The sequence below is a fragment of the Acuticoccus sp. genome (assembly GCF_965213555.1).
Classification (GTDB): domain Bacteria; phylum Pseudomonadota; class Alphaproteobacteria; order Rhizobiales; family Amorphaceae; genus Acuticoccus.
In genome coordinates this window covers 2,670,455-2,683,868 of record NZ_OZ243890.1, presented here as the reverse complement: position 1 = coordinate 2,683,868, position 13,414 = coordinate 2,670,455, and the positions used below count along the sequence as shown (strand labels likewise).

16 protein-coding genes are annotated in these 13,414 nt (G+C 73.1%); 7 read left to right on the top strand and 9 right to left on the bottom strand.

Going from position 1 to position 13,414, the window contains the following annotated elements; all coding sequences use genetic code 11:
* Positions 1-40: 40 nt before the first annotated feature.
* Positions 41-931 (bottom strand): tRNA glutamyl-Q(34) synthetase GluQRS, encoded by an 891-nt coding sequence (gluQRS, locus tag ACOOE8_RS12670; protein WP_420391813.1) that lies wholly within the window; start codon positions 929-931, stop codon positions 41-43.
* A 124-nt stretch (positions 932-1,055) separates the two neighbouring features.
* On the opposite strand from gluQRS, the gene ACOOE8_RS12665 reads away from it, so the two are divergent.
* The 4 genes from ACOOE8_RS12665 (at position 1,056) to ACOOE8_RS12650 (ending at position 3,805) form a co-directional block, all read left to right on the top strand.
* A complete protein-coding gene (locus ACOOE8_RS12665) occupies positions 1,056-1,721 on the top strand; it encodes a DNA-3-methyladenine glycosylase family protein (protein WP_420391812.1) in 666 nt (221 codons plus the stop codon).
* Positions 1,718-2,365, top strand: coding sequence for an alpha/beta hydrolase (locus ACOOE8_RS12660; protein ID WP_420391811.1), 648 nt, complete (start codon positions 1,718-1,720; stop codon positions 2,363-2,365). Before ACOOE8_RS12665 ends, ACOOE8_RS12660 begins: the two co-directional genes overlap by 4 nt.
* Before the next feature lie 107 nt (positions 2,366-2,472).
* Positions 2,473-3,030: an HNH endonuclease gene (locus ACOOE8_RS12655; protein WP_420391810.1), complete on the top strand. Its 558-nt coding sequence runs from the start codon at positions 2,473-2,475 to the stop codon at positions 3,028-3,030.
* 112 nt (positions 3,031-3,142) lie between these two features.
* Positions 3,143-3,805: a DUF1236 domain-containing protein gene (locus tag ACOOE8_RS12650; protein ID WP_420391809.1), complete on the top strand. Its 663-nt coding sequence runs from the start codon at positions 3,143-3,145 to the stop codon at positions 3,803-3,805.
* Positions 3,806-3,884: 79 nt separating this feature from the next.
* Here ACOOE8_RS12650 and ACOOE8_RS12645 read toward each other — a convergent pair whose 3' ends face one another.
* Together ACOOE8_RS12645 and dctP are read right to left on the bottom strand one after the other, a co-directional pair.
* Positions 3,885-4,112, bottom strand: a complete 228-nt coding sequence (locus ACOOE8_RS12645) for a hypothetical protein (RefSeq protein WP_420391808.1) — start codon at positions 4,110-4,112, stop codon at positions 3,885-3,887.
* Between the two features lie 111 nt (positions 4,113-4,223).
* Positions 4,224-5,216, bottom strand: a complete 993-nt coding sequence (gene dctP, locus ACOOE8_RS12640) for a TRAP transporter substrate-binding protein DctP (RefSeq protein WP_420391807.1) — start codon at positions 5,214-5,216, stop codon at positions 4,224-4,226.
* 197 nt (positions 5,217-5,413) lie between these two features.
* Between dctP and ACOOE8_RS12635 the strand changes: the two genes are divergently transcribed.
* Complete coding sequence (locus ACOOE8_RS12635; RefSeq protein ID WP_420391806.1) at positions 5,414-7,234, top strand: ABC-F family ATP-binding cassette domain-containing protein; 1,821 nt, start codon at positions 5,414-5,416, stop codon at positions 7,232-7,234.
* A complete protein-coding gene (locus ACOOE8_RS12630) occupies positions 7,231-8,028 on the top strand; it encodes a TrmH family RNA methyltransferase (protein WP_420391805.1) in 798 nt (265 codons plus the stop codon). Before ACOOE8_RS12635 ends, ACOOE8_RS12630 begins: the two co-directional genes overlap by 4 nt.
* A gap of 17 nt (positions 8,029-8,045) precedes the next feature.
* On the opposite strand, the gene ACOOE8_RS12625 is transcribed toward ACOOE8_RS12630, so the two are convergent.
* The 6 genes from ACOOE8_RS12625 to def form a co-directional block, all read right to left on the bottom strand.
* Positions 8,046-8,285, bottom strand: coding sequence for a hypothetical protein (locus tag ACOOE8_RS12625; RefSeq protein ID WP_420391804.1), 240 nt, complete (start codon positions 8,283-8,285; stop codon positions 8,046-8,048).
* A gap of 134 nt (positions 8,286-8,419) precedes the next feature.
* Positions 8,420-8,959 carry an adenine phosphoribosyltransferase gene (locus tag ACOOE8_RS12620; protein ID WP_420391803.1) on the bottom strand — a complete coding sequence of 180 codons (540 nt, stop codon included), beginning with the start codon at positions 8,957-8,959 and terminating at the stop codon, positions 8,420-8,422.
* A gap of 76 nt (positions 8,960-9,035) precedes the next feature.
* Entirely contained in the window at positions 9,036-9,908 is an 873-nt protein-coding gene (locus ACOOE8_RS12615; RefSeq protein ID WP_420391802.1) for an S-methyl-5'-thioadenosine phosphorylase, read from the bottom strand.
* Positions 9,905-10,732, bottom strand: coding sequence for a tRNA pseudouridine(38-40) synthase TruA (gene truA, locus ACOOE8_RS12610; protein ID WP_420391801.1), 828 nt, complete (start codon positions 10,730-10,732; stop codon positions 9,905-9,907). Before truA ends, ACOOE8_RS12615 begins: the two co-directional genes overlap by 4 nt.
* A gap of 16 nt (positions 10,733-10,748) precedes the next feature.
* A complete protein-coding gene (fmt, locus tag ACOOE8_RS12605) occupies positions 10,749-11,669 on the bottom strand; it encodes a methionyl-tRNA formyltransferase (RefSeq protein WP_420391800.1) in 921 nt (306 codons plus the stop codon).
* Between the two features lie 175 nt (positions 11,670-11,844).
* Positions 11,845-12,357, bottom strand: a complete 513-nt coding sequence (gene def, locus ACOOE8_RS12600; RefSeq protein WP_420391799.1) for a peptide deformylase — start codon at positions 12,355-12,357, stop codon at positions 11,845-11,847.
* 92 nt (positions 12,358-12,449) lie between these two features.
* Here def and ACOOE8_RS12595 point away from each other — a divergent pair, with 92 nt between their 5' ends.
* The gene (locus ACOOE8_RS12595) at positions 12,450-13,412 is read left to right on the top strand and encodes a 2-hydroxyacid dehydrogenase (RefSeq protein ID WP_420391798.1); all 963 of its coding nucleotides are present in this window, start codon (positions 12,450-12,452) and stop codon (positions 13,410-13,412) included.
* Positions 13,413-13,414 lie beyond the last annotated feature (2 nt).

Below are 13,414 nucleotides of genomic sequence, written 5' to 3'. Positions count from 1 at the left end.
AAACCGTCCCGGCGCCGTGACGGCTTCGGCGCCGGTTGCCTCAGCAGCGTTCGCGGGGCGTTGGCGCGGCGAGGTGCGCGCGCACCTCGGCGGCGAGCGCGGTGCGCCGGACCTCGTCCGGTCCGACACCGGCCTCGCGCAGGGCTGCCAAGCTGGTCGCCCCGTTCGACTTCGACAGCTTGCGGCCGTCCGGCCCGAACACCAGGCCGTGGTGACGATAAAGTGGTGCCGACAGATCGAGCAGGCGCTGCAGGACGCGATGGACCGCCGTGGCGGCGAACAGGTCTGCGCCACGCACCACGTGCGTCGCGCCGTCCGCGCCGTCGTCCACCACCGCGGCGAGGTGGTAGCTCGTCGGCACCTCCTTGCGGGCGAGGATGACGTCGCCCCACGCGAGCGCGTCGCCGGCGACGGTGCGCGGGTTGCGTCCATCCTCGTCGACCTCGGTCCAGCCAGCCTCGCCCGTCAGTGCCGCGGCCCGGGCCATCACAAGCCGCCAGGCTGCGGGCTCGCCGGTGCGGCGACGCCGGGCCGCCTCGGCCTCGCCGATCACCGCTGCGTCACCGGGAAAGCGCGGTGCGCCGTTGGGATCGCGCGGTACCCCAACCCGGCGCGCGTGGTCGGCGACCTCGCGCCGCGTCGCGAACGAGGGCGCCACGAGGCCGCGGCGCGCCAGCGCGTCGAGCGCGTCGTGGTAGTGCGCGAACCGCTCGCTCTGCCGCACCAGGGGCGGCATCCAGGCGATGCCGAGCCATTCGAGGTCGGCGAGGATGGCGGCCGTGTACTGCGGCCGGCAGCGCGCCGTGTCGATGTCCTCCATGCGCAGGGTCAGCGGTCGACCCACGGCGGCGGCCATCCTCTCGTTGGCGAGCGCCGACAGCGCGTGGCCGAGGTGGAGCGGGCCGTTGGGGCTCGGTGCGAAGCGCAGCATGGGGCGACACTGCCCGAGGCCACGGCCCGTGGCCACGACGGGCCGAGCGTTCCGCGGGCGTTTGGCGCCTTGCGCAGGCCCACGCGCCTTGCGCAGGCCCACGCGCCCTGCGAGGGTCCGCCCCATGGATCGGATACGCACCGAGGCGGACATCGCAGCAGCGCTCGATCGCCTCGGCGCCGCCGACCCGCTCCTCGCCGCCGCGCGCGCGGGCGTCGAGGACGTGCCGTTGCGCCTGTTCGACGCCGACTTCGCGGGGATGTGCCGCATCGTGGCGGGCCAGCAGCTCTCGACCCAGTCGGCTGCCGCGGTCTACGCCAAGGTCTGCCGCGCCTTCGATCCGCTCACCGCGGAGGCAATCCTCACCGCGGACGACGGGGTGCTGCGCGCGGCGGGCTTGTCGAGGCAGAAGGCGGCGACGTTCCGCGCCGTCGCCGGGGCCGTCGCCGGCGGGCTCGACCTTGCAGCGCTCGCCGAGCTGCCCGCCGAGGAGGCACGGACCAGCCTCGAGGCGATCCGCGGCATCGGGCGCTGGAGCGCGGACCTCTACCTCATGTTCTGCGCCGGCCATCCGGACGTCTTCCCGGTGGGCGACCTCGCTGTGCGGCGCGGCGCCCAGCGTGCCCTCGGGCTCGGTGAGGAGCCGGCGCCCGACGCGCTCGACGCCATCGCCGCGCGCTGGTCGCCGGACCGCTCCACGGCGGCACGGCTGATGTGGGCGGTCTACCGGCTCGACCGTCCGGCGACCACGGTCGGGCAGACGGCGGTGCCCGAGGGCGCGCCGCTGTGACCCTGTCGGGACCGCGCAAGCCGCCGCGCTCCGGCCGCCCGCCACGCCACCTCGTGGTGTTCGTGCACGGCTACGGCGCCGACGGCTCCGACCTCATCGCGCTTGCCGACGTGTTCGCCCGCGCGCTGCCGGACGCCCAGTTCCTGTCCCCCGACGCGCCGGGCGTGACGTCGATGGGCGGGCGCGAATGGTTCCCGCTCACCATGCGTGATCCCGCCGAGTACCGTCGCGGCGTCGCCGCCGCTGCGCCGGCGCTCGACCGCTTCCTCGACACCGAGCTCGCGCGCTACGGGCTCGCCGACGCCGACCTCGCGCTGGTCGGCTTCAGCCAGGGCACGATGATGGCGCTCCACGTCGCCTACCGCAGGCCGCGGCCGGTGGCGGCAGTGGTGGGCTTCTCAGGGCTGTGCGCCGAAGAGGAGCCACGGGACCTGCAGCCCGCGCCGACGCTCCTGATCCACGGCACGCACGACGAGCTCTTGCCCGCTGCCTTCACGCTGCAGGCGGCCCAGTCGCTCGGCGGAGCCGGGGTGCCGGTCGAGTGGCACTTCCGTCCCGGCCTTGCCCATGGCATCGATCAGGAGGGCCTCAGCATGGCCGGCGATCACCTGCGTCGGCACCTGCCGACGAGCGAGAAACCTTGAACCGCATCAACGGGAACGTGCCATGGGCTTCACAAGACCGTCACGTTGGCGCACGATAAGGCGTGGCTTGAGCTGCACCGCGAATCAAGGAAGACGGAGCTAGTCGGTTGACGATCGCGGTGCATCCCGATGCGCACGCCACGCTGGTGCTGAACGCGGACTACCGGCCGCTAAGCTACTACCCGCTCTCCCTGTGGTCCTGGCAGGACGCCATCAAGGCGGTGTTCCTCGACCGCGTCAACATCGTCTCAGAGTACGCCGCGGAGGTCCGCAGCCCGTCCTTTCGCATGCGGCTGCCGTCGGTCGTCTCACTCAAGACGTACATCCGTCCGGCGCGGTTCCCGGCCTTCACCCGGTTCAACGTGTTCCTGCGAGACCGGTTCGAGTGCCAGTACTGCAGCGCGCTCGAGGACCTCACCTTCGACCACCTCGTCCCCCGCTCGAGGGGCGGGCTCACGACGTGGGACAACGTCGTCACCGCCTGCTCGCCTTGCAACCTTAGGAAGGGGAACAAGAGCTGCCGTGTGGCGGAGATGTTTCCGCGCCAACACCCGTACCGTCCCACCGTGCAAGACCTGCACAACAACGGGCGGCTGTTCCCACCGAACTACCTCCACGAGAGCTGGCTCGACTTCTTGTATTGGGACACCGAGCTGGAGCCCTGACCGGGCGTGTGGTCCCTGCCGGCGAACCCCCGTTGCGGACGCGACGTCACAGGCGTTGGGAACCAACGTGGCTCCGCCTTGGTTTTCCCGTCGCTCAACCTAGGAGGTTACGATGGGCAATCAGGGCATCCGCGGCGCGATCCTTGCCGCCGCCTTCGTCCCCGCCGCGGCGCTCGCGCAAACCGCCGGCGCGGTGACGACGGACCTCAACCTTCGTGAGGGGCCCGGCAGCAACTACGCCGTCATCACGACCATTCCCGAGGGCGAGGACGTCGTCATCAACGGCTGCGTCGAGGGCGCCCCCTGGTGCGAGGTCAGCTACGGCAGCGCCACCGGCTACTCCTACGCGCAGTACCTCGTGGTGCCGGGCCGGGCGGGCACCGTCGTCGTCGAGCAGGAGCGCGGGCTCGTCCCGTCCATCGCGGCGAACACCATCGACGCCGTGGGCAACACCGCGGGCGCCATCACCGGCGCGTTGATCGGGGGCACCGTCGGAGCGGTCACGGGGGGGTTCGAGGGTGCCGGAGAGGGCGCGCGCAGCGGAGCGGTGGCGGGCTCGCAGACGTTCGACGTCTCGGATGACCAGGTCGTCTACGTCAGGCAGAACCCGCGCGAGCCGGTCTACCTCGAGGGCGAGGCGGTGGTCGGCGCCGGCGTGCCCGCCGAGGTGACGCTCTACGAGGTGCCCCAGTCGGAGTACCGCTACGTCAACATCAACGGCACGCCGGTGCTGGTGGAGCCGTCCTCGCGCCGCATCGTCCACGTGGTGCGTTGAGCCAAGCCAGCGGAGGGAGGGTCGCGACCCTCCCTCCGCTGGCTGGCACGCCGTCCCGCCGTATGGATTTCTCGTCCGCTCACCGTGCACGGCTGTCGGCCCTCGACGCGTCGCGGAAGGCGAAGCTTCGACGGGCGGAACCGTCGTCGGTCCTGACGCGCTCCGCCGTGACGGCGAAGCAGGCCGAAGAGCGCGTGAGGAAGGCGATGCGGTCCTCGCGCCTCTCGCTCAGCAGGACCTCGGTGCAGTCAAGGCGCGAGGCCTCGTCGATGGCCGCAGGCAGCGCCTCCCATCCGGTGCCGCGCAAGTTCGACTGGCCCCTGCCCGACGCGACAGCCTGTCCCCTCCGGCTCGAGCAAAGAACCTCACGTGGAGACACACGCCGCCCGTGCCTCCGCGCATTTCCTTCAACACCCTGCTAGAAATTCCGTGCCGCCTCGTAGACCTGTCGGCCGAGCGCGCCGGCCTCCTCGAGCCACGCGTCGACGACCGAGCGGGAGGCCTCGCGCCAGGCCTCGACCTCCTCGGGGTTGGGGTCGTAGATCGTCATCCCGTTGGCCTCGGCCTGGGCGAAGGCCTCCTCCTCGATGGCGGCGATGGCGTCGCGTAGGGACGTCTCGGCGCGGGTCGCGGCCTCGTTGATCCAGAGCTGCTCCTGCTCGGTGAGGCCCTCCCAGAAGTCCGTGTTGACGACGACGACGAACTCGATGGCGGCGACGTCGAGGCGGGTGATCGTGTCCATCACGTCCCACAGCGAGCGCGCCAAGACGCTGGAGACGCCCGTCATGCCGACGTCGACGGTGCCACGCTCATAGGCGAGCAACTGCTCGGACCCCGAGGTGAGCCTCGGCGCACCGCCGACGGCCTCGACCCACTCGCCGAGCCACCGGCTGAACACGCGGACTGTCTTGCCATCCATGTCGGCCGGCGTCGCGATGGGGCCACCGTCGGACAACAGGACCGTCGAACCGTAGGCCTGCCACCACAGGACCTTCGCGCCGGTGTCGGCGATCGCCTCCTCGAGGACGCGCCGAACCTCTGAATCGTGCGCCACCGTGGCACGGACCTTTTCCTGCGTGTCGAGCAGGAACGGCATGGCGAACACGCCGACGGCCGGCACCTCGTCGGCATAGCGGGCGAGCGGGGCGACGCCCATCTCGATCCGACCGGACCCCACCGCCTCCGGGAGCTCGCTGTCCGAGGAGAGTTCGGCGCCGTCGACGATCTCGACGGTGACCTCGCCCTCCGACAGCGCCTCCACCTCTTCCTTGAACAGGAGGAGGTTCTGGCCGAGGTGCGACTCCAACGGAAGCTGGAGGGTGACCCGCAGCGCGGTCGCGCTGAGCGCGGGGGCCGCCGAGGCCGCGATGAGGACACCGGCGACGAGCGCGGCGAGCGTGTGCTTGGCCATGGTTCCCCCTCGCCCGCCTGCGGACGGCTCCGTTGGCGTTCATGGTAAGGGTGCTGGGGCGCTGTCAAGCGCGGGAGCGCCGCGCCGTCCCCGCGCAGCGCATCGGTGCCGGAAGCTCGCCCGAGCGTCCGCATGCCGCGAGCCGCCTCCTGCGACGTGGACTTGTCGCGCGCTCGCGGCGTGCCTAAGCCACGTGAATGGCTCGGCCTCCCCTCCTCACCTTGCAGGACGTCTCGCTTACCTTCGGCGGGACGCCGCTCCTCACCGAGGCCTCGCTCCAGCTTGGGGCGGGCGATCGCATCGCCCTCGTCGGACGCAACGGGTCCGGCAAGTCGACGCTCCTCAGGATCGCCGCAGGGATGGTCGAGGCGGACGGCGGGCGGCGCTTCCTGCAGCCGGACGCCACCGTGCGCTACCTGGCGCAGGAGCCGGACCTCTCCGCCCACGCGAGCGTCGGGGACTACGTGACGACGGGGCTCGCGCCGGGCGACGACCCGCACGCCGTCCGCGCGACGCTCGAGGCGCTCGGGCTCGACCCGGACGCGCCGCCGGGGCCGATGTCCGGCGGCGAGGTGCGCCGCGCCGCGCTCGCCCACGCGCTGGCGCCCGACCCCGACGTCCTCCTCCTCGACGAGCCGACCAACCACCTCGACATCGCCGCCATCGCCTGGCTCGAGGCGACGCTGAGGGCGCGCCGCAAGGCGCTCGTCCTCATCAGCCACGACCGCGCGTTCCTCGACGCGCTGTCCACCGCCGTCGTCTGGCTCGACCGCGGGCGCACCCACCGCATGGACCGCGGGTTCGACGCCTTCGAGGACTGGCGCGACCAGCTCCTCGCCGCGGAGGACGAGGAGCGCCGGCGCCTCGACAAGACGATCGCCGCGGAGGAGGCGTGGGTGCGCTACGGCGTCACCGCGCGGCGCAAGCGCAACATGGGGCGCCTCCACAAGCTGCAGGCGCTGCGCGCCGAGCGTCGCGAGGCGCGGGGGCGCACCGGGCTCGCCGAGATGCGCCTCGCCGACGCCGAGCGCTCCGGCCGCCGGCTCGTGGTGGCGGAGGGGCTGATCAAGTCGTTCGGCGAGCGGACCCTCGTGCGCGACCTGTCGCTCACGGTGATGCGGGGCGACCGGCTCGGCATCGTCGGCCCCAACGGGGTGGGCAAGACGACGCTCGTCAACCTGCTCCTCGGTCGCCTCGCGCCCGACGCGGGGACCGTGGCGTTCGGCACGGACCTCAAGGTCAACCTCATCGACCAGCGTCGCGCGGCGCTCGATCCGGACGAGCCGCTGCGCCGCGCGGTCAGCCCGGCGGGCACGGACACGGTGACCGTCGGCGGCGCCTCGCGGCACGTGGCGGGCTACCTCAAGGACTTCCTGTTCGCGCCCGAGCAGTTCAACACGCCGGTGGGGGCGCTGTCGGGCGGCGAGCGCGCCCGCGTCCTCCTTGCGCGCGCATTCGCGATGCCGTCCAACGTCCTCGTCCTCGACGAGCCCACCAACGACCTCGACCTCGAGACGCTGGACCTCCTCGCCGAGGTCATCGCCGACACCGACTCCACGGTGATCCTGGTGAGCCACGACCGCGACTTCCTCGACCGCACGGTGACGACGACCGTCGTGGCGGAGGGGGACGGCCGGTGGACCGAGTACGCCGGCGGCTGGTCCGACATGCTGGCCCAGCGCGGCGAGGCGCCCGTGGGCGTCATGGCCGCCGCGGCACCGCCCGCCCCCGCCGAGCGAGCGCGCAAGCCGGTGCGGGGGGCGCCTCGGCCCGTCCAGCGCAAGCTCTCGTTCCGCGAGAAGCACGACCTGGACACCCTGCCGGCTCGGATCGAGGCCCTGGGGCGCACCATCGCATCCCTCTCCGACGCCCTCGCGGACGCGAACCTTTACGCGCGCGACCCGGCACGCTTCGCGCGGCTCACCGACGAGCTCGCCGCCGCCCAGGCCGAGCGCGACGTCGGCGAGGAGCGCTGGCTCGAGCTCGAGATGAAGCGCGAGGAGCTCGAGACCGGGTGATCCCATCGCCCGCGCGGCGCGTCGCGGACCCGGACGACCCCGTCGTCGCCCTGTTCCGGGACGTGCGCGAGCGCGACCGCATCGGCCGCGACGGCGTCTTCATCGCCGAGGGGCTGTCGGTGCTGACCGTCCTCCTCACCCGCTCGTCGCTGGAGACGCTCGCGATCCTCGTCGAGGAGACGCGCGCGGCGCGCCTGCCGGTGCTCGCAGCGCGCGGCACGGCGCCGCTCTATGTGGCGCCGCAGGACGTGCTTGATGCCATCGCCGGCTTCGCGCTGCACAGGGGGATCCTCGCGGCGGGGCGGGTGCCGGCGCGCGTGCCGCTGTCGGCGCTGCCGCCCGGACCGTTGCGGCTCCCGGTCCTCATCGGCCTCGCGAACCACGACAACGTCGGCGGGATCTACCGCAGCGCGGCGGCGTTCGGTGCGGTCGGCGTCGCGGTGGACGCCGGCACCGCGCACCCGTTCTACCGCAAGGCGATCCGCGTGGGTGCCGGCGCTCCGCTCATGTTGCCGACCTACGACGCGCCGAACGACCTCGTGCCCGCACTCGCCGCTGCCGGCATCACCGCCTACGCGCTGACGCCCCGGGCGGACGCCGCGGTCGGCCGCACCGGCCTCGCGCCGCGCTCGGCGTTCCTGCTGGGCACCGAGGGCGCCGGCCTGCCGGAGGCCATGATCCAGGCCGCGACGCCGCTCGCGATCCGCATCGCCGACGGCGTCGACAGCCTCAACGTCGCGGTCGCGGCGAGCCTCGCGCTGCACGGCCACGCGCTGCAGCACGGCCTCGGCTGACCACCACAGGACGTGCCTCAGCGGGCGGCGGCATCCTCCAGCGCCGCGGGGCGGGGCAGCGGCAGGACGATCGGCTCGAACGTCGCCCGCTCGTCCGCCTGGACGCGATCCCTGAGGCCCATGAGAAGCCGCCGCTCGTGCTCGTCGGCCGCCCACCGGATGCGGGGGTTCAAGTAACGCACCGCGACGCGTGGCGTCAGCGCGTTGACCATGCGGCTGGCGCACCAGTAACTGCGCAGTGCATAACTGACTGCCATCGTTCACCCATCAACATGAAACGGCGATGGCGCACGTTACTGCCGCGGTCAGCCCCGTGCAAGCGACGAGGCACCCACCATACCTGCTAGACGAAAGCTCGTGGAACAGGCCGGGCCAGGGTCGGGTGGAGAGGTCAGTGGCCCTCGAACGCCATCACCGCGAACACCTCGGTGCCCGCCGCGCGCAGCAGCGCCGCTCCGCCAAGGTCCGGCAGGTCGATGGCGAAGGCGGCCAGCGGCACCTCGCCGCCGGCACGTTCCACGAGGCGGATCGCGGCGAGCGCCGTGCCGCCCGTGGCGACGAGGTCGTCGAGGAGGAGGACGCGCGCGCCGGGCGGCACCGCGTCCTGATGGATCTCGACCTCGTCGTTGCCGTACTCCAGCGCGTAGGGCTCGCGGAACACCTTGGCCGGCAGCTTGCCACGCTTGCGGATGGGGACGAAGCCGAGCCCCATCGTCGTGGCGACGGCACCGCCGAGGATGAAGCCGCGCGCGTCGATCCCGGCGACGAGGTCGATGGGGCGGCCCGTGGCGTGCTCGCAGATGAGGGTCACGGTGCGGGCGAAGCCGGCCGCGTCGCCGAACAGCGTGGTGACGTCGCGGAAGACGATGCCGGGCTTCGGATGGTCCGGGATCGAGCGCACGAGGTTGCGTAGGTCCGCGCCGGTGCTCATGGGACGAGCCGCGAGCCGGGCCGCGGCCCGCCTGCGTCCCGTCGACAATCCCTTCGCCCGACGGGTCGCACCGGGCTCAGCGGTGCAGGACGCGGCCAGCGACCGCGGCGAGCTTGGCGAGGAGCGCAGGGTCGCGCGCCTCGGGCGCGGTGATGATCGCGTGCTCCAGCGCGGTGTCCGATCCAAAGGAGCACGGCTCGCGCACGTCCGGCGTCCCTGCCGCAAGGGCACGCACGAGCGCCTGCGCGGCGCTCGAGTTCGCCCGCATGGTGGCAAGGATGTCGGTGATGTCCACCTCGCCGTGATCCGGATGCCAGGAATCGAAGTCGGTCACCATGGCGACAGTGGCGTAGGCGATCTCCGCCTCCCGCGCGAGCTTGGCCTCAGGCATGTTGGTCATCCCGATGACGTCCGCCCCCCACCGGCGATAAAGGTGCGACTCGGCGAGTGAGGAGAACTGCGGACCCTCCATGGCAAGGTACGTGCCACCGCGGTGCAGCGGCACCGACACCGCCTCCGCCGCCGCCTCGAGGCGGTCGCCAAGGTCGCGGCTCACCGGATGCGCCATCGACACGTGGGCGACGCAGCCCGTGCCGAAGAAGGTCTTGGCGCGCGCGAAGGTGCGGTCGATGAACTGGTCGACGATGACGAAGGTGCCGGGTGACAGGTCCTCGCGCAGGGAGCCGCAGGCCGACAGCGAGACGAGGTCGGTCACACCGGCGCGCTTCATGACGTCGACGTTGGCTCGGTAGTTGATCGACGTCGGGTCGAGGACGTGGCCCCGACCGTGCCGCGGCAGGAAGACGACGCGCGTCCCTTCGAGGCGCCCGCGCAGCACCGCGTCGGACGGCGTGCCCCACGGGCTGTCGATGGCCTCCCAGGTGCCGTCGAGCCCCGGCATGTCGTAGAGCCCTGACCCGCCGATGATGCCGAGCACGACCTCGATCACGTTCCCTCGCCCAAGCCCGCATCCTCGCCGGCGCGATCATCGCCGGGCGAGGCCGTGCCGTCCACGCCGTCCTCGCCGTCCTCCACGCACGCATAGTCGACGCGCGTCAGGATGAGGCCGGCGGCGGGGGCGACGGGGCCACATGCGGGCCGGGCGCGGGCGGCGAGCGCGACGGCGACGTCGTCGGGCGTCCAGCGGCCGAGCCCGGCCTCGACCAGGGTGCCCACCATCGAGCGCACCTGGCTGTGCAGGAAGGAGCGCGCGCTCGCGCTGACCGTGACGAGGTCGCCGGCGCGGTGGACCGCGAGGCGGTCCAGGGTGCGCACCGGGCTCGCCGCCTGGCACTGCGCCGCGCGGAAGGTCGTGAAGTCGTGCCTGCCAAGGAGGTGCGCGGCGCCCACCGACATCGCGTCCGCGTCGACGACGCCGGGGACCTGCCAGGCGAGGCGGTCGAGCGCCAGCGGCGGGCGGCGATTGACGATGCGGTAGAGGTAGTGCCGTCGTCGCGCCGAGTGCCGGGCGTCGAAGTCGTCCGCGACCTGCGCCGCGGACACGACGGCGACGGGCTCTGGCCGCAGGTGCGCGTTGATCGCGTCGCGCACGGTGTCCGCGGACCAGGCCCGTGCGAAGTCGACGTGGGCGACCTGGCCGGTGGCGTGCACGCCGGCGTCGGTGCGGCCGGCGCCGTGGACGCGGGTCGGCGCGCCGCACAGCGCCTCCGCCGCGTCCTCCAACGCTGCCTGCACGGTGCGCCCGGTCTGCTGGCGCTGCCAGCCGACGAACCGGGCGCCGTCGTACTCGATGACGAGCTTGTAGCGCGGCATCGCCGGCGCGGGCGCGTCAGCCGAGCCGCGTGCCGGCCGGCACCGACGCGCCGCGCAGGAAGGCGGCGGCGTCGACGGGTGCCTTGCCGGCGCGCTGGACCTCGAGGAGCCGCACCGCCCCGGCGCCGCAGGCCACCGTGAGGGCGTCGTCGAGGACGGTGCCGGGCTCGCCCTCCCCCTCGGCGACCACGACGCGCAGCACCTTGAGGCGCTCCTCGCGGCCGCTTAGCGCGAGCGTCGTCCACGCGCCCGGCATCGGGTTGAGGCCGTGCACGTGGCCGCGCACGCTGGCCGCATCGCCGGCGAAGTCGATGCGGGCCTCCGCCTTGTCGATCTTGTGCGCGTACGTCACGCCGTCCTCCGGCTGCGGCGTCACGGTGAGGGCTCCGCGCTCGAGGCCCCCCAGCGCGCGCGCCATCAGGTCGGCGCCGAGGCGGGCGAGCCGCTCGGCGAGGTCGCCCGCGGTCTCGTGCGGCGCGATGGGCGTCGCCTCCATCATGGCGACTGGCCCGGTGTCGAGCCCGGCCTCCATGCGCATGACGGCGACGCCCGTCTCCAAGTCCCCTGCTATGACGGCGCGGGCGATGGGCGCCGCACCGCGCCAGCGCGGCAGGAGCGAGGCGTGGACGTTCCACGCGCCCAGCGGCGCCGCGCCGAGCACGGGCTCCGGCAGGATGAGCCCGTAGGCGACGACCACCAGCGCGTCGGGCTGAAGCGCCGCAAGGGGCTCCAGCTCGCCGGCGAGGCGGACGGGGTGGCGCACCTCGATCCCCAGCGCCGCGGCCGCGTCGTGCACGGCCGAGCGGCGCTCGGCCATCCCGCGTCCCGCCGGCCGCGGCGGCTGCGTGTAGACCGCGGCGACCTCGTGGCCCTGGCCGACGGCCTCCATCAGTGTCGGCACGGCGAAGGGGGGCGTGCCCATGAAGACGAGGCGCATCGGGGCCTCGCTCAGCGGTCGGCGTCGAGGGTGGAGGCGACGGCGCTTGCCGTGCGCTCGGCGTCCGCGGCGTGCCCGGCGGCCGGTCGCGTCCGCGCGGCGAGGGAAATGGTCGGCCTGACGAGCATCGGTGCCTCCGGTCGCCCGCTCGCACGCGACGGGGGCGCGGTGACCCTTAAGCGAAGCGCGCCTGCTTCTGGAAGCGCTTGGTGATGCGCTCGCGCTTCAGCCGCGACAGGTGGTCGATGAAGAGGACGCCGTCGAGGTGGTCGATCTCGTGCTGCAGGCAGGTGGCGAGGAGCCCCTCGGCGACGACCTCCTGCGGCGCGCCATCGGCGTCCAGGTAGCGCACGGTGACGCGCGCCGGGCGCTCCACGTCCTCGGTGTACTCCGGGATCGACAGGCACCCCTCCTCGTAGACCGCGACCTCCGCGGACACGGCGACGATCTCAGGGTTGACGAGCACCATGGGCGCGGGCTCGGCGTCCTCCTCCACCGCGACGTCGCACACCACGATGCGGCGCGACACGCCGACCTGCGGCGCGGCGAGGCCGATGCCGGGTGCCTCGTACATCGTTTCGAGCATGTCTTTGGCGAGGCGGCGCACCTCCTCATCGACGACGGACACGGGCGCTGCCACCCGCCGCAGGATGGGGTCGGGAAGGATGAGGATCGGACGCTTCGCCATGGCGCGACAGGTATTGTCGGGCGCGCATGCGGTCAATCGCCCCGCAGGGCGCGACACTTGCATGGCGGTGCGCGATCCGCGAAGCAACTCACATGACGACGCTCTTCATGCTTCCCACCCACGACACCGGCACGCTGTCCTCCGCCGAGACCGAGGAGTGGCTCGATGCCTGGCGCACCATGGCGCCCGATCGTCCGGCCGCGCTCCTCGGTCGCGACGACTACGAGCCGGAGGCGGTCCGGTACGCGATCGTGTGGCAGCCGCCTCGCGGTGCGCTCGCCGCGCTGCCTCGGTTGGAGGCGGTGTTCAACTGCGGCGCTGGCGTCGACGCGCTCATCGCCGACCCGACCTTGCCGGACGTGCCGGTGGTGCGCCTCGTCGCGGACGACCTGTCCCAGCGCATGACGGAGTGGGTGGCGCTCCAGGTGATGACCCACCACCGCCGCGCCCTGGAGTACCTCGAGCACCAGCGCGGAGGCGAGTGGCGCGAGCTGCCGCAGCCGTCGGCACGGGACGTTCGCGTCGGGCTGATGGGCTACGGCACCCTCGCGCGCCACGCCGCGCCCGTGCTCCTCGCGCTCGGCTACCGGGTGCATGGCTGGTCGCGCTCGGCCCGCAGCAGCGGCGTCACGCTCCACGTCGGCGCGCGCGGCCTCGACGACTTCCTCGCCGCGACGGACGTCCTCGTCTGCCTGCTGCCCCACACACCGGACACGCGCGGCCTGCTCGATGCCGACCTCATCGCCAAGCTGTCGCGCGACAGCGCCATCGGCCCGGTGCTTATCAACGCCGGGCGCGGCGCGGTGCAGGTCGAGGCGGACGTCGCCGCGGCGCTGCACTCGGGCGCGCTGCGCGGCGCCTCCCTCGACGTGTTCGCCACCGAGCCGCTGCCGGCCGACAGCCCGCTGTGGGGTGCGCCGAACCTCATCATCACGCCGCACTGCGCGTCGATCTCCGACCCGCGCTCCACCGTCGCCGCGATCCTGGCGCAGATCGTGCGTGTAGAGCGCGGCGAGCCGCTGGAGCACGTGGTCGACCGCGCGCGCGGCTACTGAGG